The 20,559-nt window shown below is 66.2% G+C and carries 21 protein-coding genes; 19 read left to right on the top strand and 2 right to left on the bottom strand.

The features are described 5' to 3' along the window. Window positions 1-48 precede the first annotated feature (48 nt). The 19 genes from ACQR1H_RS13825 to ACQR1H_RS13735 all read left to right on the top strand — a co-directional run bounded on the left by ACQR1H_RS13825 (window position 49) and on the right by ACQR1H_RS13735 (window position 18,852). Window positions 49-1,290 carry a threonine synthase gene (locus tag ACQR1H_RS13825; protein WP_316178511.1) on the top strand — a complete coding sequence of 414 codons (1,242 nt, stop codon included), beginning with the start codon at window positions 49-51 and terminating at the stop codon, window positions 1,288-1,290. A 90-nt stretch (window positions 1,291-1,380) separates the two neighbouring features. After that, window positions 1,381-2,352, top strand: a complete 972-nt coding sequence (locus tag ACQR1H_RS13820) for a tripartite tricarboxylate transporter substrate binding protein BugD (RefSeq protein ID WP_434872876.1) — start codon at window positions 1,381-1,383, stop codon at window positions 2,350-2,352. A 236-nt stretch (window positions 2,353-2,588) separates the two neighbouring features. After that, window positions 2,589-4,313 (top strand): dihydroxy-acid dehydratase, encoded by a 1,725-nt coding sequence (ilvD, locus tag ACQR1H_RS13815; protein ID WP_315799789.1) that lies wholly within the window; start codon window positions 2,589-2,591, stop codon window positions 4,311-4,313. A 103-nt stretch (window positions 4,314-4,416) separates the two neighbouring features. Continuing rightward, the gene (locus ACQR1H_RS13810; RefSeq protein ID WP_409977886.1) at window positions 4,417-5,133 is read left to right on the top strand and encodes a tetratricopeptide repeat protein; all 717 of its coding nucleotides are present in this window, start codon (window positions 4,417-4,419) and stop codon (window positions 5,131-5,133) included. Window positions 5,134-5,180: 47 nt separating this feature from the next. Then, window positions 5,181-5,657, top strand: coding sequence for a GNAT family N-acetyltransferase (locus ACQR1H_RS13805; protein ID WP_434872874.1), 477 nt, complete (start codon window positions 5,181-5,183; stop codon window positions 5,655-5,657). Window positions 5,658-5,856: 199 nt separating this feature from the next. Then, on the top strand, window positions 5,857-6,906 hold the full coding sequence (locus tag ACQR1H_RS13800; RefSeq protein WP_315799791.1) for a substrate-binding domain-containing protein: 1,050 nt from the start codon (window positions 5,857-5,859) through the stop codon (window positions 6,904-6,906). Between the two features lie 100 nt (window positions 6,907-7,006). Further along, window positions 7,007-8,245, top strand: coding sequence for an ABC transporter substrate-binding protein (locus tag ACQR1H_RS13795; RefSeq protein ID WP_434907677.1), 1,239 nt, complete (start codon window positions 7,007-7,009; stop codon window positions 8,243-8,245). Between the two features lie 66 nt (window positions 8,246-8,311). After that, window positions 8,312-9,178: a branched-chain amino acid ABC transporter permease gene (locus ACQR1H_RS13790; protein ID WP_434907676.1), complete on the top strand. Its 867-nt coding sequence runs from the start codon at window positions 8,312-8,314 to the stop codon at window positions 9,176-9,178. After that, window positions 9,178-10,233, top strand: coding sequence for a branched-chain amino acid ABC transporter permease (locus tag ACQR1H_RS13785; RefSeq protein WP_315799793.1), 1,056 nt, complete (start codon window positions 9,178-9,180; stop codon window positions 10,231-10,233). Before ACQR1H_RS13790 ends, ACQR1H_RS13785 begins: the two co-directional genes overlap by 1 nt. A gap of 1 nt (window position 10,234) precedes the next feature. Next, complete coding sequence (locus ACQR1H_RS13780; RefSeq protein ID WP_315711676.1) at window positions 10,235-10,963, top strand: ATP-binding cassette domain-containing protein; 729 nt, start codon at window positions 10,235-10,237, stop codon at window positions 10,961-10,963. Next, window positions 10,960-11,661 carry an ABC transporter ATP-binding protein gene (locus tag ACQR1H_RS13775; protein ID WP_434847731.1) on the top strand — a complete coding sequence of 234 codons (702 nt, stop codon included), beginning with the start codon at window positions 10,960-10,962 and terminating at the stop codon, window positions 11,659-11,661. Before ACQR1H_RS13780 ends, ACQR1H_RS13775 begins: the two co-directional genes overlap by 4 nt. An 86-nt stretch (window positions 11,662-11,747) precedes the next feature. Then, window positions 11,748-13,262 carry an amidase gene (locus ACQR1H_RS13770; RefSeq protein ID WP_434907675.1) on the top strand — a complete coding sequence of 505 codons (1,515 nt, stop codon included), beginning with the start codon at window positions 11,748-11,750 and terminating at the stop codon, window positions 13,260-13,262. Further along, the gene (locus ACQR1H_RS13765; RefSeq protein WP_315799796.1) at window positions 13,262-13,564 is read left to right on the top strand and encodes a putative quinol monooxygenase; all 303 of its coding nucleotides are present in this window, start codon (window positions 13,262-13,264) and stop codon (window positions 13,562-13,564) included. Before ACQR1H_RS13770 ends, ACQR1H_RS13765 begins: the two co-directional genes overlap by 1 nt. 265 nt (window positions 13,565-13,829) lie before the next feature. After that, window positions 13,830-14,279 (top strand): urease accessory protein UreE, encoded by a 450-nt coding sequence (ureE, locus tag ACQR1H_RS13760; RefSeq protein WP_316178523.1) that lies wholly within the window; start codon window positions 13,830-13,832, stop codon window positions 14,277-14,279. Next, window positions 14,272-14,949, top strand: a complete 678-nt coding sequence (locus ACQR1H_RS13755) for an urease accessory protein UreF (RefSeq protein ID WP_316178525.1) — start codon at window positions 14,272-14,274, stop codon at window positions 14,947-14,949. The genes ureE and ACQR1H_RS13755 overlap by 8 nt, the downstream gene beginning before the upstream one ends. 11 nt (window positions 14,950-14,960) lie before the next feature. Further along, on the top strand, window positions 14,961-15,659 hold the full coding sequence (gene ureB / locus ACQR1H_RS13750) for an urease subunit beta (protein WP_434907674.1): 699 nt from the start codon (window positions 14,961-14,963) through the stop codon (window positions 15,657-15,659). Window positions 15,660-15,662: 3 nt separating this feature from the next. Then, entirely contained in the window at window positions 15,663-17,369 is a 1,707-nt protein-coding gene (ureC, locus tag ACQR1H_RS13745; RefSeq protein WP_434907673.1) for an urease subunit alpha, read from the top strand. Continuing rightward, window positions 17,366-18,010 (top strand): urease accessory protein UreG, encoded by a 645-nt coding sequence (ureG, locus tag ACQR1H_RS13740; protein ID WP_434907672.1) that lies wholly within the window; start codon window positions 17,366-17,368, stop codon window positions 18,008-18,010. The genes ureC and ureG overlap by 4 nt, the downstream gene beginning before the upstream one ends. Beyond that, complete coding sequence (locus tag ACQR1H_RS13735) at window positions 18,007-18,852, top strand: urease accessory protein UreD (protein ID WP_434847735.1); 846 nt, start codon at window positions 18,007-18,009, stop codon at window positions 18,850-18,852. The genes ureG and ACQR1H_RS13735 overlap by 4 nt, the downstream gene beginning before the upstream one ends. Here the strand turns inward: ACQR1H_RS13735 and bla are convergent. After that, complete coding sequence (bla, locus tag ACQR1H_RS13730; RefSeq protein WP_434907671.1) at window positions 18,807-19,676, bottom strand: class A beta-lactamase; 870 nt, start codon at window positions 19,674-19,676, stop codon at window positions 18,807-18,809. The genes ACQR1H_RS13735 and bla overlap by 46 nt on opposite strands. 14 nt (window positions 19,677-19,690) lie before the next feature. Further along, window positions 19,691-20,482, bottom strand: a complete 792-nt coding sequence (gene xth, locus ACQR1H_RS13725) for an exodeoxyribonuclease III (protein WP_434872865.1) — start codon at window positions 20,480-20,482, stop codon at window positions 19,691-19,693. Between the last annotated feature and the right edge of the window lie 77 nt (window positions 20,483-20,559).

Here is a 20,559-nt window from a genome sequence, read left to right as displayed (position 1 = left end):
CCGGCAATGACGGAGATGACCAGACGGGCACAACAAGAAGGCTCCGCCGTGAAATCCAGCGACAATCTCACCACCGAGCGCCCGACCTTCGTCACCCATCTCGAATGCGCGATGGAAGGCGATCATTATCCGGCGGACCAGGTCCACAACCTCTCCAAGGCCGGCAAGCCGCTCCTGGTGCGCTACGATCTCGCAGGGGTGAAACAGGCGCTGACCAAGGACGCGCTGGCGCAGCGTCCGGCCGACATGTGGCGCTATCGCGAACTGCTGCCGGTGCGCAAATGCGCCGACATCGTGAGCCTCGGCGAGGTGATGACGCCGCTGATCAATCTGCCCAAGCTGTCGAAGAAGCTCGGCGGCGGCGAGATCATCGTCAAGGACGAGGGCCGGCTGCCGACCGGCTCGTTCAAGGCGCGCGGCCTGGTGATGGCGGTGTCGATGGGCAAGGCGCTCGGCATCAGGCACATGGCTATGCCGACCAACGGCAATGCCGGTGCTGCGCTCGCGGCCTATGCAACGTCCTGCGGCATCAAGACCACTATCTTCTGTCCGGCAGACACCCCCGAGGTGAATGTCAGCGAGATCGAGCTGCAAGGCGCGACCGTGTATCGCGTCAACGGCCTGATCGATGATTGCGGCAAGATCGTCGGCGAGGGCAAGGCCAAGGTCGGTTGGTTCGACACCTCGACCTTGAAGGAGCCCTATCGCATCGAGGGCAAGAAGACGATGGGCCTCGAACTCGCCGAGCAGCTCGGCTGGGACGTGCCCGACGTGATCTTCTATCCGACCGGCGGCGGCACCGGCCTGATCGGCATGTGGAAGGCGTTCGACGAGCTGGAGAAAATCGGGTTCATCGGCGCCAAGCGCCCGCGCATGGTCGCGGTGCAGGCCTCCGGCTGCGCGCCGATGGTGCGCGCCTTCGAGCAGGGCGTCGAGCACGCGACCCGCTGGGAGGACGCCCATACGATCGCCTCGGGCATCCGCGTGCCCCAGGCCGTCGGTGATTTTCTCATCCTGCGGGCGGTGCGCGAAAGCAAAGGTTTCGCCATCGCGGTCGATGACGAGAAGATTTCATCTGCGCTCACCGAGGTCGCGCGCGAGGAGGGGCTGCTGTTGTGCCCGGAGGGCGCGGCGACCTATGCCGCCTACAAGCAGAGCCTGGCCGACGGGCGCGTGACGAAAAACGATCGCGTCATGCTGTTCAATTGCGCGACAGGACTTAAGTATCCGCTGCCGCCGGTCACCCGCACGCTCGATCGTCACCAGCCGATCGACTTCGGGCAGTTCTAACTAACAACCAGCACCGCGGCCTCGGGCACATGCTCCGGCGCAGACGCATCAGCGTCTGTGACCGGCGCGTGCGACACAAGGGAGGACGTGATGCGACGAGCTCTTTGCGCCGTGCTGTTTGTATGTCTCGCGCTGGCGTTGCCGGCGCGCGCCGACAATTATCCCTCGCGCGCGATCACCGTGATCGTGCCGTTCGCTGCCGGCGGCCCGTCGGATGCGATGATGCGCATCCTCGCCGAGCACATGAGACAGACGCTCGGGCAGCCCGTTCTGATCGAGAACGTGACCGGGGCGGGCGGTTCGATCGGCGTGGGACGCGCGGTGCGCTCGAAGCCCGACGGCTACACCGTGAGCTTCGGCCATCTCGGCACCCATGTCGCGAACGGCGCCGTCTACCGGCTCGGCTATGACCTCGAGGCCGATCTCGAGCCGGTGGTGCTGCTGCCGAGCAATCCGATGATCATCGTCAGCAGGAACAACATCCCGGCCAAGTCGCTGCCGGAGTTTCTCGCCTGGGTGAAATCGCAGCCGAATCCCATATCGGCGGGCACCGCGGGCAACGGCTCCGGCAGCCACATCGCAGGGCTCTATTTCGAGCAGGTCACCGGCCTCAAGCTGCAATATGTGCCGTATCGCGGCACGGGGCCGGCGATGAACGATCTGGTCGCTGGCCAGATCGACCTGATCGTCGACCAGACCTCCAACGCCATCAACCAGGTTCGTGCCGGGACGATCCGCGCCTACGCCGTCACCGACGCCAAGCGGCTCGAGTCCGCGCCGGAGATTCCGACCACCGACGAGGCCGGCCTGCCGGGTTTCCACATGACCCTGTGGTCGGGCCTCTGGCTGCCGAAGGGCGTCAGCAAGGAGATCGTCGATACGCTGAATGCGGCGGCGGTGGCCGCGCTGGACGAGCCGGATGTGAAAAACCAGTTGAAAAACCTGGGGTTGCAGATGCCGGCGGCCGATCAGCGCGGCCCCGCCGCGCTTGGAACTTTGCAGCGGGCCGAGATCCGCAAATGGTGGCCGATGATCCGCGCCGCCGGGGTGGTGCCGGAGTAGGCGCCCGCAATTCCTGCCAACCAAGGATGGTTGCGCATCGGCCACGAATGTTGCGATGTCGCCACAGTTTGCGAAGTTTTGGTAACAATCTCCGGCGCTCCGCAAACGCGCCGCTTTTTAGCCACACCTGGTCGTGAAATACTTTGATCAGAACATAACCAGTGCGTGTGAGGCTGCCGAAAATCCACTTGCCGGATTTTGAGCGTTCTCCGCAGCACCGGGAGGCCAAAACAGCGATGGACGCGAAGACCGACATCAAGCGCAGGCTGCCCAGCCGTCATGTGACGGAAGGGCCCGAGCGTGCGCCGCATCGGTCCTACCTCTACGCCATGGGCCTCACCACGGCGCAGATCCATCAGCCCTTCGTCGGCGTCGCCTCGTGCTGGAACGAGGCTGCGCCCTGCAACATCGCGCTGATGCGGCAGGCCCAGGCGGTGAAAAAGGGCGTCGCCCACGCCGGCGGCACGCCGCGCGAGTTCTGCACCATCACCGTGACCGACGGCATCGCGATGGGCCATGACGGCATGCGCTCGTCGCTGCCGTCGCGCGAGGCGATCGCCGATTCGGTCGAGCTCACGATTCGCGGCCACTCCTACGATGCGCTCGTCGGCCTCGCCGGCTGCGACAAATCGCTGCCAGGCATGATGATGGCGATGGTCCGGCTCAACGTGCCCTCGATCTTCATCTATGGCGGCTCGATCCTGCCCGGCAATTTCCGCGGCCAGCAGGTCACTGTGCAGGACATGTTCGAGGCTGTCGGCAAGCATTCGGTGGGTGCGATGTCGGACGACGACCTCGACGAGCTCGAACGCGTCGCCTGTCCGTCGGCCGGCGCCTGCGGCGCCCAGTTCACGGCCAACACGATGGCGACGGTGTCCGAGGCGATCGGGCTGGCGCTGCCTTATTCGGCCGGCGCCCCCGCGCCTTACGAGATCCGTGATTCCTTCTGCATGACCGCCGGCGAGAAGGTCATGGAGCTGATCGCCGCCAACATCCGGCCGCGCGACATTGTCACGCGAAAATCCCTGGAAAATGCCGCTGCGGTTGTGGCGGCGTCCGGCGGGTCGACCAATGCTGCGCTGCATCTACCTGCGATTGCACACGAGGCCGGCATCAAGTTCGACTTATTCGACGTCGCCGAAATCTTCAAAAAGACACCTTATATCGCGGATTTGAAGCCGGGTGGCCGCTATGTCGCCAAAGACATGTTCGAGGCTGGTGGCATTCCGCTCTTGATGAAGACGTTGCTCGACCATGGCTATTTGAACGGCGACTGCCTCACAGTCACCGGCCGGACGATCGCCGAAAACCTCAATGGCGTGAAGTGGAATCCGCACCAGGACGTGGTGAGGCCGGCCGACCAGCCGATCACTGCAACCGGAGGTGTGGTCGGTCTGAAAGGCAATCTCGCGCCAGAGGGCGCGATCGTGAAAGTCGCGGGCATGTCGAACTTGAAATTCTCTGGGCCGGCCCGCTGCTTTGATCGGGAAGAGGACGCCTTTGACGCCGTCCAGAAGCGTACCTATCGCGAAGGCGACGTGATCGTCATTCGCTACGAGGGGCCGCGCGGCGGTCCGGGCATGCGGGAAATGCTGCAGACCACGGCGGCGCTGACCGGGCAGGGCATGGGCGGCAAGATCGCGCTGATCACCGACGGCCGGTTCTCGGGCGCGACGCGGGGCTTCTGCATCGGCCATATCGGACCGGAGGCGGCGGTCGGCGGACCGATCGCGCTGGTCGCGGATGGCGACATCATCGAGATCGACGCCGAGGCGGGCATCCTTAACGTGAAGTTGAGCGATGCCGAGCTGGCGACACGCAAGACCAAGTGGACGCCGCGTGAGACGCATCACACGTCAGGTGCACTTTGGAAATATGCCCAGCAGGTGGGGCCGGCCGTGGCGGGCGCCGTGACCCATCCAGGTGGTGCGCAAGAGAAGTATTGCTATGCGGACATCTGATCGGATCCTTTTCGCATTGATGCTGGGGGTTGCCCCGCTCGCGTTGCCGACGCCATCGTTCGCGTTCGATGGCGCTCCGGTCAACCAGGAGCCGGCGATCCCCGTGGCTGGACAGCAGGCTGGCGCCGGCGCGCTGCGCAAGGCGCTGCCCGCGACGACGTCCTCGACCTCGCCCACGCAGTCCCTGACGGCGCTGCAATACGCGGCGGAGGAAGGTCACCCGATTGCGCAGTTCAAGCTCGGCCGCATGTATGCGGCGGGCGATGGCGTTGCGCGCGACGACATGCGCGCCTTCGACTATTTCAGCCGCATCGCCAATGCGCATGCGGAGGACAGTCCGTCGGCGCCTCAGGCGCAGATCGTCGCCAATGCCTTTGTCGCGCTCGGCCGCTATTACCTGAGCGGCATTCCGAACACGAAGGTCAAGGCCGATCCGGATCGCGCGCGGGAGATGTTCTCCTATGCGGCGTCCTATTTCGGCAATGCCGACGCCCAGTACGATCTGGCGCGGATGTACCTGAAGACCGCAGACGCCTCGCGCGACGACTTCCGCTATGGCGCGCGCTGGCTCGGCCTCGCCGCACAGAAGGGCCAGCACCAGGCCCAGGCGCTGCTTGGTCAGATGCTGTTCAACGGCGACCGGTTGCCGCGCCAGCCGGCGCGCGGACTGATGTGGCTCACTCTGGCGCGCGACAGCGCCGGTCCGGACGAAGCCTGGATCAAGGAGAGCTACAACCGCGCCTTCGCCAAGGCCTCGGACGATGACCGCGCCTCGGCGCTGCAGATGCTCGAGAGCTGGGTGCAGGGCAAGCGCGAGTAGCAGGAGCGGAATGCATCGCGTTCCCTCCGTTCGACAGAGGGACTGCGATGATCATCCGCGATGCGACGGCTGACGATGCCGAGGCGGCCTGCGCCGTGCTGCGCGCCTCCATATCCGAATTGTGCCTGGCGGATCACCGCGGCAACCCTGATATCCTGGCGCGCTGGCTCGCCAACAAGACACCGCAGAACGTCGCGGCCTGGGCGGACGGGCGAGGGCGATCGTTGCTCGTCGCGGTCGAGGATGATGTGATTCTCGCCGTCGGCGGGCTCGCCCACCCCGGCGAGATCACGCTCAACTACGTGTCGCCGCGCGGACGCTTTCGCGGCATCAGCTCGGCTCTGCTGGCGGAGCTGGAGCGGCGGGCGGCCGCACTGGGCGCGCGTGACGTGGCCCTGCTGAGCACCGAGACCGCGCACCGATTCTATCTCGCCCGCGGCTACGCGGATGTCGGCGTGCCCGCCGGCAAGTTCGGCACCGCGGCCTCCTATCCGATGAGCAAGACCCTCGCCACTGCGCCGTGAGTCGCGAGCCATGGTGAGACATCGAGACCATGGCCGCGGATGCCTAACGAATAGGCGTCGGCGCGCCGATGTTTTGATCGGCGTCAGGTTCCATAACCAAAATCGGCGATCTTTGGTACACGAACGACCGCGATGACGCCAAAACGCGCTTGGCACGATTCGTGAGTGCAAGTCCCCTGCAACAGCAGAGGCGGCACGTTTGCGCAGCGTTCGGATCGGCCTGATCATTCCTCGGCGCGGCTCGGCAGGGTTGTGGGCACCCTCCGCGGAAGCCTGTGGGCGGCTGGCCGTGACCGAGCTGAACCAGGCCGCGGGCATCCGCCGCCGACAGGTCGAGCTGATCGTCATCGACGCCGGCGCGACCGGCGCCAGCGCGGGCCGGGCTGCGGTGGAGGCGGTCGACGAGCTCGCCGTCGATGGCCTGATCGGCATGCTGCCGAGCTACGCGCGCGATCCCGTCGCGCAAGCCGCGCGCGGCCGCGTGCCGTTCGTCTACACGCCCCAGTTCGAGGGCCTGCCGGCGAACAGCGATGTGATGACCACGGGCGAGACCGCCGGCGAATTACTGGGGCCGGCGGTGCAGTGGCTCTCCGAGATCAAGCGCGCCCGGCGCTTCTTCCTGTGCGGCAACGACTACATCTGGCCGCGCTCGTCGCTCGGCATCGCCAGGCGCTTGATCGCGCGCTTCGGCGGGACCGTGACCGGCGAATGCTACGTGCCGGTCGGCGTCCACGATTTCGACGAGATGCTCGACCGCATCAAGACCACGCGCAGCGACGTGGTGCTGCCGGTCTTTCTCGGCTTCGACTGCATCGCCTTCAGCCGCGCCTTCTGCGCCGCCGGTCTCAGCCGTCACGTGCTGCGATTCTCGTCCGCCTTCGACGAGACCATCGTCTACGGGCTCGACAGCGGCGAGACTGAGAATGTCTATGTCGCCTCCAGCTATTTCGCCTCGCTGCGGTCGCGCAACAACGGCGCGTTTCTCGAGCGCTACTACACGGCCTTCGGCGACAATCCGCCGCCGCCGAACGGCTATGGCGAGTCCTGCTACGAAGGCATTCACGCGCTCGCCGCGCTGATCGAGCGCGCCGAGAGCTTCGACGCCCGCGATCTCAGGCGCGTCTTCGGGCGCACGCTGCAGCGGCGCACGGCGCGCGGCAACGAGGCGCAGCCGGTGGTTGGCGGGCGCCATCCGATCCATCTCGCCGAGCTGGATGGCTACGACTTCGCGGTCGTCGCCTCGCGCTGACGCGCAGGGCGCGCTCCAAAAAACACTTGCCTTTTCAAATATTGTAATTTTAAACTTCTTGCGGATCATGAACCAGCATCATCAACCCATGGGGACCTTTATGACTCTCTCCCGACGTCGTTTCCTGCAACGCTCGGCCATCGCGACCTCGACATTGATCGCGGCACCCGCTGTGCTGCGCTCGGGTGCGCTCGCGGCCGAGAACCCGATCACGGTCGGCAGCCTGCACGACCAGTCCGGTCCCATCGGCACCTCCGGCACGCCGATGGTCTATGCGCTGCAGCTTGCCGTTGAGGAGATCAACGCCGCGGGCGGCCTGCTCGGGCGTCCCTTGAAGGTGATCCACTACGACACTCAGTCCAACATCCAGATGTACTCGCAATACGCCCAGCAGCTGGCGGTCAAGGACAAGGTCGACGTCGTTCACGGCGGAATCACCTCGGCCTCGCGCGAGGCGATCCGTCCGACCTTCGACCGCTTCAAGGTGCTGTACTTCTACAACACGCTGTATGAAGGCGGCGTCTGCGACCGCAACACCTTCTGCACCGGCACCACGCCGGCGCAGACGGTGGAGAAGCTTGTGCCGAGCGCGATGAAGAAGTCCGGCAAGAAGGCCTACATCATCGCGGCCGACTACAATTACGGTCAGATCACCGCGAAGTGGATGACCAAATACTGCAAGGACAATGGCGGCGAGATCCTGGCGACCGACTTCTTCCCGCTCGACGTCACCAATTTCGGCTCCACCATCTCGAAGATCCAGGCGGCCAAGCCCGACCTCATCCTGTCGGCGCTGGTCGGCGGCAACCACACCGCGTTCTACCGGCAGTGGACCGCGGCCGGCATGAAGGGGAAGATCCCGATCGCCTCGACCACCTTTGGTCTCGTCAACGAGCCCTCGACATTGGATGCGGCGGAGAGCGATGGGGTCATCGGGGCCTACGGCTATTTCGAGGAGCTGACCACGCCGGCCTCCAAGAGCTTCGTCGAGAAGATCAAGAAGGCGCATCCGGATTCGCCTTACATCAGCGAGCTCGCCTCGTGCACCTATGAGGGCGTCATGCTCTGGGCTGAAGGCGTCAAGAAGGCCGGCAGCATCGACCGCATGAAGGTGATCGAGGCGCTCGAAAGTGGCCTCGTTTTCGACGGCCCGAGCGGCAAGGTCTCGCTCGACAAGCCGACCCATCACACCGTCCGCAACGCGTTCCTGGCCGAGGTGAAGGACCGCAAATGGTCGGTGCTCGAGACCTACACCGACGCCAAGCCCGCGGACACCGCGAGCGTCTGTGACCTCGTCAAGAACCCGAACGACGTCAAGCAGTACATCATCAATCTCTGACGCGTGCCGGGTCCCGCCATTCGGCGGGACCCCGGTTTCATTGGACTGCCCTGAAAGACCTGACGCATGGCGATCTACGTCATCCTCGCGCTGGATGTCCTCAACGGAATCTCATCGCTGTTCCTGCTCTGCCTGGGACTGGCGATCATCTTCGGCATGATGAAGATCATCAATCTCGCCCATGGCGAGTTCATCATGCTCGGCGCCTACGCCACCGTGATCTCGGCCAATGCCGGGGTGAACATCTGGATCGCGATGCTGATCATCGCGCCCCTGTTCGTCGGCATCGTCGGCCTCGTGATCGAGCGCTGCCTGATCCGGTTTCTCTACGGCCGCCTGGTCGATTCCATGCTCGCCACCTGGGGTCTCAGCCTGCTGATCATCGGCATCATCACCACGGTCTACGGCAACACCCAGCAGGGCGTGCCGACGCCGCTCGGCGGCTTCTCGATCGGCTCGTACCAGTCGAGCTACTATACGCTGTTCCTCGCGTTGATGGCGGCGGTCATGATGGCCATCATCTACGGCGTGATGCGCTACACCCGGTTCGGCCTGGTCGCCCGCGCCACGATGCAGAACTCCGCGATGGCCGCCACGCTCGGCGTCAACCCGGCTCGCGTCTACATGAGCACGTTCGCGCTTGGCGCTGCGGTGACCGGCCTCGCCGGCGGCCTGCTGGCGCCGGTCTCCGGCATCACGCCGGTGATGGGTGGCGCCTATGTCGCCAAGGCGTTCATGACGGTGGTCGGCGGCGGCGCCGCGATCCTCTCCGGCACGCTCTCGGCGGCGAGCCTGTTCGGCTCGGTCAACCAGATCGGCGCCTACTTCACCACGCCCGTCTATGGCGAGGTCATCGTCTTCACCACCGCGATCGTGCTCATTCGCTTGCTGCCACAGGGTATCTCCGGGCGCTTCTTCAAGGGAAACCTGTGATGGACAAGCGCCTTCGCCTCGCTCTCCAGGCCGCGGGGACCGTCGTCGCCATTGGCGTGATCGCGATCATGCCGAGCGTGATCGAGTTGTTCGGCCTGATGCAACTGACGTTGTTCGCCGCGATGTCGGTTCTGGCGCTGAGCCTCGCCTTCATCTGGGGCTATGGCGGCATCCTGTCGTTCGGCCAAACCGCCTTCTTCGGCCTCGGCGGCTATGCCTACGCGATCGCTGCCGTCAACTTCCAGGACTCGACGCCGGCGATCCTGCTGGCGATCGCCGTGCCTGCGCTGTTCGCGGCGATCCTCGGCTACTTCATCTTCTTCGGCCGCATCTCGGACGTCTATCTCGGCGTCATCACGCTCACCGTCACCTTGATCCTGTTCAACTCGGTCAATTCGACCTCGGGCGACGCCTACAAGATCGGCAAGGCGCTGCTCGGCGGCTTCAACGGCATGCCGGCGGTGCCGACCTTCAACATGCCGTTCGATCCGTCGACCGTGCTGTCGCCCGAGCAGTCGTGGTGGACCACCGCCTACGTGCTGCTCGGCGTGTTCCTGCTGCTGCGGCTGCTGCTGGCGCTGCCGGCCGGGCGCATCATCGTCGCGGTGCGCGAGAACGAGGTGCGGGCGTCGCTGCTCGGGTACGATCCGCGGCTGGTGAAGTGCCTGACCTTCATCCTCGGCGGCGCCATCGCCGGTCTTGCCGGCGCGCTCTACGTCAACTGGGGCGCCTTCGTCAGCCCGACCATCTTCAGCCTGTCGCTGTCCGCCGAGATCATCATCTGGATCACGGTCGGCGGGCTCGGCACCTTGCTCGGGCCGATCATCGGCTGCGTCGTGATCGAGTACATCGTCGCCTATATCGGCTCGCAGCAGCTCCTGAACTCCAACCTCGTTCTCGGCGGCGTACTCGTGGTGTTCGTGCTGCTCCTGCCGAAGGGCATCTTCCCGACCGCGCGTGATCTGGTGATGCGGCTGATCCCGGACAAGAAGCCGAAGACCAATGGTCCGCCGGTCCCGTCAGCGGCGGCGCCGCATCCTGCAGGAGCCGAGTGACATGGCCGACCTCGTTCCTCTGCTCAAGGCCGAGCACCTGACGATGCGCTTCGGCGGCGTGGTCGCCAATGACGACATCACGTTCACCCTGCAGGAGATGGAGCTGCGCTGCCTGATCGGCCCAAACGGCGCCGGCAAGAGCACGTTCTTCAAGACGCTGACCGGACAACTGGTGCCGACGTCGGGCAGCATCGCGTTCCGCGGCATGCCGATCGCGGGAAAGCTGTCGCACGAGATCGCGCGCATGGGCATCGGCATCAAGACCCAGGTCCCGAACGTGTTCAACGGCCTCTCGGTGCGTGAGAACATCTGGATGGCGGTACGGCGCAAGGCAACGCCGCGGCAGCAGGGGCCGGCGGTCAATGCCGTGCTGGAGATGATCCGGCTGACCGACTACGCCGACAGTATCGTCGCGACCTTGTCGCACGGCCAGCGCCAATGGGTCGAGATCGGCATGGTGCTCGCCGCCGAGCCGGAGCTGATCCTGCTCGACGAGCCCGCCGCCGGCATGACCGACGAGGAGACCTTCCACACCGCCGCGATCATCCGCGAGATCAACCAGACCCGGGCCATCGTCGTCGTCGAGCACGACATGGAGTTCATCAAGCAGATTGCCAAGCGCGTGACCGTATTCCACCAGGGGCGCGTGCTGGTCGAGGACACCGTCGACAAGGTGCTCGCCGACCAGCGCGTGCGCGACGTCTATCTCGGCAAGAAGGTGGCGGCATGAGCGCGCTTCTCGAGGTCAAGGGGCTCAAGTCCGGCTATGGCCGGATTCCGATCCTGTTCGGCGTCGACCTGACGGTGGCCGACGGCGAATATCTCGGCATCCTCGGCCATAACGGCATGGGCAAGACCACGGCGCTGCGCACCTTGATGGGGCATCTGCCGACCACCGACGGTTCGGTCGTGTTTGCCGGCAAGACCATCACGCATCTCAAGCCGCACGAGCGCTCCCGGCTCGGCATCGGCCTGGTGCCGCAGGGCCGCGAGATCTTCCCGGACCTGTCGGTCATGGAAAATCTGCGCATGGGGCTCGCCGCGGCGCCGAGGGAGGACCGCAGCGTCATCGATGCCGTGCTGCAGGATTTTCCGCGCCTGGTGCGGCTGCTCGACCGCCGCGGCGGCGCGCTGTCGGGCGGCGAGCAGCAATTGCTGGCACTGGCGCGCTGCCTGTGCACAAAGCCCAAGCTGATCCTGCTGGATGAGCCGACCGAAGGCATCCAGCCGTCGATCATCGAGGAGATCATCGAGACGCTGCTGGCGTTGAAGTCGCGCTGGAAGATGTCTTTGATCGTGGTCGAGCAGAACCTCGAATTCATCACGTCGTTATCGGATCGCATCCTGCACATCCAGAAGGGGCGTATCACCGAGGAACTCGACCGTGAGACTCTCCTGGCCCGGGAAGGTCAGATGATCCCGAGCTAGAGCCCGTACCGGCGCGCGCGCGCCGGCCCATTGAACTGACAATTTGCTGTCTCTGCCCAGCTTGTCCTCACAAGAAAGGATGACTCATGTCCATCAAACGCCCGAATGCCGAGGAAGTTGCCGATCTCGCCGCCAGCCTGCACATGAACATGACGGTCGAGGAGGCCGCCGAATATCTGTCGCTGATGGGCGGCATGTTCGACCAGTACGACATCATCGATGAGCTGCCGAACCCGCTGCCGCCGGTGAAATATCCGCGCACGCCGGGCGCCAAGCCGATGCCTAAGGAGAACAAGTACAACGCCTGGGCGGTCAAGACCGAGGTGAAGGGTGCGTCGTCCGGCAAGCTCGCCGGCCGCACGGTGGTGCTGAAGGACAACGTCGCGCTCGCCGGCGTGCCGATGATGAACGGCTCGACCACGCTGGAAGGCTTCATTCCCGCAGCCGACGCCACCATTGTCTCCCGCATCCTCGATGCCGGCGGCACCATCGTCGGCAAGGCCGTCTGCGAGCACTTCTGCCTGTCCGGCGGCAGCCATACCTCCAATCCCGCGCCGGTGCACAATCCCTGGAAGATGGGCTATTCGGCCGGCGGCTCGTCCTCGGGCAGCGCTGCGCTGGTGGCGGCCGGCGAGGTCGACATGTCGATCGGTGGCGACCAGGGCGGCTCGATCCGCATTCCCGCGTCCTATTGCGGCATCTACGGCATGAAGGCGACGCACGGTCTCGTGCCCTACACCGGCGTCATGCCGATCGAGTCGACGATCGACCACACCGGGCCGATGACCAAGTCGGTCGCCGACAACGCGCTGCTGCTCGAAGTGCTGGCCGGTGCCGACGGCCTCGATCCGCGGCAATATGCGCCGAAGGTCTCGGCCTACACCGAGGCGCTCGGCAAGGGCGTCAAGGGCCTCAAGATCGGCGTGCTCAAGGAAGGCTTCAGCGCGCCGAACATGGAAGAGGGCGTGGTCAGCAAGGTCAAGGCCGGCGCGGAGCGCTTCGCCAAGATGGGCGCGTCGGTGTCGGAGGTCTCGATCCCCGAGCACATGCATGCGCTGGCGGCGTGGAATCCGATCACGCTGGAAGGCTTCCTGGTGCAGATGATGCTCGGCAACGGCATGGGCTTCAACTGGAAGGGCCTCTACGACGTCGGCCTGCTCGACGCGCATTCCGGCTGGCGCACGCGCGCTGACGATTTGTCGGTGACGTTGAAGCTGACCATGCTGGTCGGGCAGTGGGGCCTCGAGCACTACCGCGGCCGCTACTACGCCAAGTCGCGCAACATCGCGATCCAGGCGAAGGCGGCCTATGACGCGATGTTCGGCTCCTACGACCTCTTGCTGATGCCGACCCTGCCGTGCGTCGCCACGCCGATCCCGGCCAAGGACGCGCCGCTCGCCGAGGTGGTGCAGCGCGCCTTCGAGATGACCGCGACGACGAGCCCGTTCGACGTCACCGGTCATCCCGCGATGACCGTGCCGTGCGGCCTCTCGGATGGCCTGCCGGTCGGCCTGATGCTGATCGGCAAGGACTACGCCGAGTCCACGATCTACCAGGCGGCGGCGGCGTTCGAGGCCGACGGCGACTGGAAGACCTTCTGATGATCACCATCACCGCGGTCATCAGGGCCAAGGCGGGACAAGAGGCCACGATGCGCGACGCCCTCGTCGCCGTCGCGGCCCATGTCGCGGCCAACGAACCGGAGACGATCGGGTTCTTCATCTCGCAGAGCGAGACCGAGCCCGGTCTGTTCACCACCTATGAGCGCTTCGCCGACAAGGCCGCGATGGACCGCCACAACGGCTCCGCCGCGGTGGCGACCTTCTTCGGCATCGCCAAGCCGATCCTCGACGGCGAGGTCATTCTCGTGACCTCGCAGGAGGTCTCGGCGACGATGCGGTAGGGCGCGGCGAGAGATGACCACACCAACCGTTCTTCGAGATGCCCGCCAAGGGCGGGCTCCTCTCGACGAGGGCTTCGGGTTTGGCCGGATGAAAGTCTTCGGCCAAAGCGAGCCTCATGCAAAATCGTACGGGGCTTGCGGCCACACCGCATGCAAGTCCCGCCCTCTATCTCGATCCTCATGGTGAGAAGCCCGTCCTTTGGCGGGCGTCTCGAACCATGAGGCCCCAAACGACGAGCGCAGAACAACAAGAGGAACATCGCCGATGCTCCGTCTGCACGGCATCCTGGGACGCGCGAGCGACAAGGCTTATGCCGGCCGCATCCACGCGCTGGAGCATCGCGGTGGCATCGAGTTGCTGTTCGTGCCGCCGGAGGATGCCGGCCGCAAGCGCTTCCGCCTGACCACCGATCGCGGCACCGACTGCGCCGTCAGCCTGGATCGCGACGAGGAGCTGGTCGACGGCGCGCTGCTGCATCTCGACTCCGATCGCGCCATCATCGCACGTTTTGGCGAGCAGCATGTGCTGCGCCTCAAGGCGCGTGACGAGGCCAGCGCGCTCAAGCTCGGTTGGCATGCCGGCAATCTGCACTGGCGCGTCCGCTTCGAGGGCGACAGCCTCGTCGTACTGCTCGACGCCCCGATCGAGACCTACCGTGCGCGGATCAAGCCGCTGCTCGACGCCGGCGAAGTCGTGGAGCGCGCGCATGTTTGACCGCGGCGAGACGCTGGCCCTGCTGCAACTCGGCGACAGCGCCTTTCCCGCCGGCGGCTTTGCCTTCTCTTGGGGCATCGAAGGCCTCGCCGCCGATGGCCTGCTGTCCGACCGCAGCGATCTCGACGGCGTCATTGCCGATCACCTTGCGCAGCGCTGGGCCACGATGGATCGCATCCTGCTGCGGCGCGCCTGGCACGCTGGCGATACCGCGGCGATGGTAGCCGTGGATCGCCTCGCCGAGGCCACGACGCCGTCGGCCGAGATGCGCGAGGGCTCGCGGCGTGCGGGCAGGGCGTTGCTCGGCGTCTGGGTCAAGCTTGCAGGCCCCTTGTCCGTGTCCTACCGCGCGCGCGTCTCGGCCGATCCGAGACTTGGACACCTCGCCGTGGTGCAGGCGATCGCCGGCCGTGATGCCGGCCTGAGCCTCGATGCCGCCGAGCTCGTCTCCGGCTGGACCCTCATCACTGGCCTCGTCAGCGCCGCGGTGCGGCTCGGCCTGATCGGCCACATCGACTCGCAGCAGAGCCTGGCGCGCGCCCGCGCACGCCTCGGCGATCTGCTCAACGGCACACCCGACGACGACGCGATGCCGTCGAGCTTCACGCCCTTCATCGATATCGCCGTGTCGCGCGGGCCGTTGCGGCACGTGCGCATGTTCACGACCTGAGGTGCCGCGCCATGATGAACCTGTCGCCGACCGAGCTGGATCGTCTCGTGATCTTCAACGCCGCGCAAATGGCGCGGCGCAATCGCTTGCTGGGCATCAAGCTGAGCCATCCCGAGGCGGTCGCCTACATCACCGATGAGGTGATGACCGCGGCGCGACGCAATCTGCCCTATGCCGAGATCCGCGACATGGCCGGCCGGTTGCTGACCACCGACGACGTCGAGCCCGGCGTCGCGCAGATGATCCCGATGCTCTATGTCGAGCTGATGTTCGCCGAGGGCACCAAGGTGATGGCGCTGTTCGAGCCGATCCAGCCGGCCGAAGGCGCAGCCGCCGAGGAGATCGTACCCGGCGAGATCATCGCCGGCGGCGACGACATCGCGATGTTCACGGAGCTGCCGGCGGTCACCATCGACGTCGTCAACACCGGCGACCGCGACATCCAGGTGCGCAGCCACACCCATTTCTTCGAGGTCAACCGCGCGCTGCGCTTCGACCGCGCCGCGGCCTGGGGCATGAAGATCGACCGTCCCGCCGGACTCGGCATCCGCTTCGAACCGGGGATCTTCAAATCGGTGCGGTTGGTGCCGATCGCGGGCGACCGGATCGTGCGCGGCCAGGCCGGGCTGGTCAACGGTCCGCTCGATGCGCCCGGCGCGCGCGACGCCGCGCTGAAGCTCGCGCGGTCGCGCGGCTATCTCGGAGCCTAGGTCATGGCAACACTGACACGGCAAGCCTATGCCGAGCTTTACGGTCCCACGAAAGGCGATCTCGTCCGGCTCGCCGACACCAGCCTGCTCGCCGAGATCGAGCACGACTACACGACCTACGGCCATGAGCTGCTGGTCGGCGCCGGCAAGAACATTCGCGACGGCGAGGCCGTCGCGGCGCACCGGACGTCCACTCACAAGGCCCTCGACGTCGTCGTCAAGAACGCGACCATCGTTGATGCCGTGATCGGCATCGTGAAGGCCGACATCGGCATCCGCGACGGCCGCATCGTCGGCATCGGCAAGGCCGGCAATCCTGACGTGATGCCGGACGTGCATCCGGACATGGTGGTCGGCCACACCACCGCGCCGATCGCTGGAGGCCCGTTCATCGTCACCGCGGGCGCGATCGAGAGCCACGCGCATCTGATCTCGCCCGAGCAGTCGGATCACGCGCTGGCCGGCGGCACCACCACGATGGTCGGCAACGGCTCGGGGCCGGTGTTCGACGTCGGCTCAGGCTCGGGCCCGAATTTCGGGCACTTCCTGAGATCGATCGAATTCTCGCCACTGAACTACGCGCTGTTCGGCCGCGGCGGCTCCAATCCCGCAGCGGTCGAGGAGGCGGTCGCGGCCGGCGGCATGTCGGTCAAGATCCACGAGGACTTTGGCGCGTCGCCCGATGTCATCGACAAGACCCTGATCGCGGCGGATCGTCACGACTTCGCGGTGCATCTGCACACCGACTCGATCAACGAATACGGCTTCTGCGAGGACACGATGGCGGCGGTCGATGGCCGCACCATCCACATGTACCACGTCGAGGGCGCCGGCGGCGGCCATGCGCCCGACCTGCTCAAGGTGGTGTCCTGGCCCAACGTGATCCCGTCCTCCACCAATCCGACCAATCCCTACACGTCGTATGGCATGGAGGAGGGCGTGCCGATGACGATGATCTGTCATCAGCTCAACTACAATTCGCCCGAGGACGTCATGTTCGGCGAGGCGCGGGTGCGCGCGCAGTCGATGGCGGCGGAGGATTTCCTGCACGACATGGGCGCGATCTCGATCTTCGGCACGGATACGCAGGGCATGGGCCGGCTCGCCGAGAACGTCGCCAAATGCTGGCAGCTTGCGAGCGTGATGAAGGACCGCATCGGCCGGCTGCCGGAGGAGACAACTGTTCGGGCCGACAATGAGCGCATCAAGCGCTACGTCGCCAAGCTCACGATCAATCCGGCCATTGCCGTTGGCATCGATCATGTCGTCGGCTCCATCGAGGTCGGCAAGATGGCCGATCTCGTGCTGTGGCCGCGCGCCTCGTTCGGGCTCAAGCCGTACATGGTGATCAAGAACGGCTTCCCAGTCTGGGCCGCGATGGGCGACGGCAACGGCAGCCTCGGCCTGTCGGAGCCGATGATCCAGAAGCGGATGTGGGGCGCGCTCGGCGCGGCGCCACAGCGGCTCGGCGTCAACTTCATGTCGAAGCTCGCGGTCGACGCCGGCATCCGCGCCAGGCTCGGGCTCGGCCGCGAGACGGTGCAGATCAAGAACGTGCGCCGCCTGCGCAAGACCGACATGGTCCGCAACGCCGCGATGCCGCATGTCGAGGTCGATCCGCAAACTTTTGAGGTGCGCGCCGACGGCAAGCTGTTGATGTGTCCGCCAGCCACCACCGTGCCGCTTGCCAGGAGGTTCATGCTGCGATGAGCCGTCTCGCTCTCACCCGCACCGATGCGCCGATGACCGCCGCGCGCGTCGGCATCGGCGGCCCCGTCGGCTCCGGCAAGACCGCTTTGGTCGAGCGGCTGATCCCGGCGCTGCAGGCGCGCGGCATCGACATCGCCGTCATCACCAACGATCTCGTCACCGCCGAAGATGCCGAGCGCGTGCGGCGCTCCGGCCTGATCGACCCCGAGCGGGTCTCGGCGGTCGAGGCCGGCGCCTGTCCGCACACCGTGATCCGCGAGGATCCGACGCTCAACATCGAGGCCGCCGACGAACTGGAGCGGCGCTTTCCCGGCGTCGAGCTGATCCTGCTGGAGAGCGGCGGCGACAATCTCGCCTCGACCTTCTCGCGCGACCTCACCGATTTCTGGATGTTCGTGATCGACGTCGCCGGCGGCGACGACATCCCGCGCAAGCGCGGCCCCGGCGTGATCCGCGCCGATCTCCTGGTGATCAACAAGGTCGATCTCGCCCCTCATGTCGGCGTCGATCTCGCGCGCATGCAGCGCGAGGCCGCCGCTGTGCGCGACGGCCGGCCGGTGCTCTTGACCAACTGCCGGCGCGGTGAGGGCGTTGAAGCGATCGTCGATCTGCTGGAGCGCGAGGTTTTGTTCCGCTCGTGAGCGCTTCCGCCCCAGAGCCGCCGCGCCTCGACCTCTCCTTCGTCCGCCGGGGCGGACGTACCGTGATCGACCGGCGCCTGTTCGCCTGGCCGTTTGTGCTGACGCGCGGCTTCCACGCCGATGCTGCGCGGCCGGATTGCCTCAGGGTGATCTTGCAGACCGGAAGTGGCGCGGTGCATGGCGAGGACCGGTTGACGCAGCGCTTCAAGCTTGGGCCGGGCGCTGCCGTCTGCGTGATGACGCAGGGCGCAACGTCGGTGCATCGCGCCGAGCCCGGCGCGCGCGCCGTGGAGCTGGTGCTGCTGCATGTCGCGACCGGAGCCTGGCTCGACTATCGGCCGGAGCCGCGTATTCTGTTTCCCGGGGCGGCCTTGTGCCAGGTGCTCGACCTGGACTGCGCCGCCGATGCATCGGCGCTTGTCACCGACGCCTTCACGATGCATGACCCGGACGGGCAGGGGCGCCTGTTCCGCGAGCTCGACTCCACGCTCATCGTGCGCCGCCAAGACGAGGAGCCGCTCCTCATCGACCGCATGCATCTGCGCGATCCTGATGTCGCGGTCTTCAACGGTCATCGCGCGTTCGGCTCGGCCGTTCTGATGCTGCCGCCGACGAACGATCTCGCCGCGCTCCGCCAGCGTCTCGCCGATGCGCTGTCCTGCATCGACGGCCTCTACGCCGCGGCGAGCCTGCTGCCGGAGCGCGCCGGTCTCGGCGTGCGCCTCGCCGCCCGCGAGATGCGCCAGCTGCGCACCGGAGTCGACGCGATCGCCGCGATCTATCGCGAGGCGGCGGCTCAGGCCCCGAGCGCGGCGGCGACGGCGCGGCCGACCGCTGCGTGAACCGCGTTGCGCTTCTCGTCGCTGGCCTTGGTCTCGGTGAGATAGCTGCTCACGAGGACCGGCGCGCGCCCTGTCGGCCAGATCACGGCGACATCGTTGCTGCTGCCGTTGTCGCCCGCGCCGGTCTTGTCGCCGATGCGCCATTCGCCAGGCAGGCCGGCGCGCAGCTTGGCGCCACCGGTCTTGCAGGCGATCAGCCAGCCATTCAGGACATCGCGCGACGCCGTTGACAGGGCGGTGCCGGTGGTCAGCTTCGCCAAGGTCTGCGCCATCGCCGCGGGCGTCGTCGTGTCCCTCGGATCGCCGGGCGCGCTTTCATTGAGTGCGGGCTCGATGCGGTCGAGCCGGGTGATGGCGTCGCCGAAGCCGCGGATGGCGCGGGTCAAGCCGGCGGGGCCGCCGAGCGTCGCCAGCAGCAGATTCGCCGCGGTGTTGTCGCTGAGCGTCACGGTCGCCTCGCACAGTTCGCCGACCGACAGGCCCGACGTCCCCACATAGGCCTTGGTGACCGGCGCATAGGACAGGATGTCTCCTTGCGCGATCGGAATGCGGCGCGCCAGTTGCTCGGTGCCGGCATCGACCTTGCCGAGAATCGCGCCCGCCAGCAGCGCCTTGAAGGTGCTGCACATCGGGAACCGCTCGTCGAGCCGGTGGCCGCTGAGCGCGCCGCTCGCGGTGTCCAGCAGGGCCACGCCGAGCCGCCCGCCGCTGTCGGCTTCGATGCCGGCGATTGTCGCCTGCAGGTCGGCGGCGAGCGCCGGCTTCGCCACCAGCAGCGGCACGAGTGCGAGCGGAAACAATTGCCGCCGTGTGTAGATCGTCATCGACTGTCCTCGAGTTACGCCGTCTCGAGATCGAAATCGGCCCACACCGGCACGTGATCCGACGGCTTCTCCCAGGCCCTGACATAGCTGTCGACGCCGACCTCGACCAGCCGGTCGCTGGCCTGCGGCGACAGCAGCAGGTGATCGATCCGGATCCCCATGTTCTTCTGCCAGGCGCCGGCCTGATAGTCCCAGAACGTGTACTGCCCCGGCGCGTCGGTGACGGCGCGCAGCGCGTCGGTGAGCCCGAGGCCGAGCAGCGACTGGAAGCTCTCCCGTGTTTCGGGACGGAACAGCGCATCCTCGACCCAGGCTTCGGGGTTGGAGACGTCGGCGGCGGCCGGAATGACGTTGAAGTCGCCTGCGAGGATCAGCGGCTCCTCGGTCTTCAGCCGTTCACGCGCGTAGTCACGAAGCCGCGACATCCATTTGAGCTTGTAGGGATATTTTTCCGTGTTCGGCGGGTTGCCGTTGGGCAGATAGAGGCAGGCGATGCGCACCACCCCGCTCTTGAGGCTGACCACGCCCTCCAGGAAGCGCGCATGCACGTCCTCGGCGTCGCCATCCAGACCCGATTTGGTTTCATCGAACGGCAGCTTCGACAGCAGCGCGACGCCGTTGAAGGTCTTCTGACCGTGGGTCACGACGTTGTAGCCGAGCGCCTCGATCTCCAGCCGCGGGAATGCGTCGTCCGTGCACTTGATTTCCTGCAGGCAGACGATGTCCGGGGAGCATTCCTTGAGCCAGGTCAGGAGGTGATCGATCCGCTGCCGGACCGAATTGACGTTCCAGGTGGCGATACGCATGGCCTGAGGTTCCCGGGGGGAAAGAGAAACGGCCCCGGTTAGATCAAGCCGCGACCACTCCGGTCAAGGCGAATGGC

It is taken from the genome of Bradyrhizobium sp. HKCCYLRH2015 (assembly GCF_051168215.1).
In the GTDB taxonomy this organism is placed as follows: Bacteria; Pseudomonadota; Alphaproteobacteria; order Rhizobiales; family Xanthobacteraceae; genus Bradyrhizobium.
The sequence above is the reverse complement of the archived record's forward strand: the minus strand, read 5'-3'. Positions and strand labels throughout refer to the sequence as shown.

What these genes read in the sequence shown, in the direction of transcription:
- ACQR1H_RS13820 (WP_434872876.1), top strand. Translation starts at nt 1,381, where the DNA reads ATGCGACGAGCTCTTTGCGCCGTGCTGTTTGTATGTCTCGCGCTGGCG.
- ilvD (WP_315799789.1), top strand. Translation starts at nt 2,589, where the DNA reads ATGGACGCGAAGACCGACATCAAGCGCAGGCTGCCCAGCCGTCATGTG.
- ACQR1H_RS13805 (WP_434872874.1), top strand. Translation starts at nt 5,181, where the DNA reads ATGATCATCCGCGATGCGACGGCTGACGATGCCGAGGCGGCCTGCGCC.
- ACQR1H_RS13795 (WP_434907677.1), top strand. Translation starts at nt 7,007, where the DNA reads ATGACTCTCTCCCGACGTCGTTTCCTGCAACGCTCGGCCATCGCGACC.
- ACQR1H_RS13790 (WP_434907676.1), top strand. Translation starts at nt 8,312, where the DNA reads ATGGCGATCTACGTCATCCTCGCGCTGGATGTCCTCAACGGAATCTCA.
- ACQR1H_RS13785 (WP_315799793.1), top strand. Translation starts at nt 9,178, where the DNA reads ATGGACAAGCGCCTTCGCCTCGCTCTCCAGGCCGCGGGGACCGTCGTC.
- ACQR1H_RS13780 (WP_315711676.1), top strand. Translation starts at nt 10,235, where the DNA reads ATGGCCGACCTCGTTCCTCTGCTCAAGGCCGAGCACCTGACGATGCGC.
- ACQR1H_RS13775 (WP_434847731.1), top strand. Translation starts at nt 10,960, where the DNA reads ATGAGCGCGCTTCTCGAGGTCAAGGGGCTCAAGTCCGGCTATGGCCGG.
- ACQR1H_RS13770 (WP_434907675.1), top strand. Translation starts at nt 11,748, where the DNA reads ATGTCCATCAAACGCCCGAATGCCGAGGAAGTTGCCGATCTCGCCGCC.
- ACQR1H_RS13765 (WP_315799796.1), top strand. Translation starts at nt 13,262, where the DNA reads ATGATCACCATCACCGCGGTCATCAGGGCCAAGGCGGGACAAGAGGCC.
- ureE (WP_316178523.1), top strand. Translation starts at nt 13,830, where the DNA reads ATGCTCCGTCTGCACGGCATCCTGGGACGCGCGAGCGACAAGGCTTAT.
- ACQR1H_RS13755 (WP_316178525.1), top strand. Translation starts at nt 14,272, where the DNA reads ATGTTTGACCGCGGCGAGACGCTGGCCCTGCTGCAACTCGGCGACAGC.
- ureB (WP_434907674.1), top strand. Translation starts at nt 14,961, where the DNA reads ATGATGAACCTGTCGCCGACCGAGCTGGATCGTCTCGTGATCTTCAAC.
- ureC (WP_434907673.1), top strand. Translation starts at nt 15,663, where the DNA reads ATGGCAACACTGACACGGCAAGCCTATGCCGAGCTTTACGGTCCCACG.
- ureG (WP_434907672.1), top strand. Translation starts at nt 17,366, where the DNA reads ATGAGCCGTCTCGCTCTCACCCGCACCGATGCGCCGATGACCGCCGCG.
- bla (WP_434907671.1), bottom strand. Translation starts at nt 19,676, where the DNA reads ATGACGATCTACACACGGCGGCAATTGTTTCCGCTCGCACTCGTGCCG.
- xth (WP_434872865.1), bottom strand. Translation starts at nt 20,482, where the DNA reads ATGCGTATCGCCACCTGGAACGTCAATTCGGTCCGGCAGCGGATCGAT.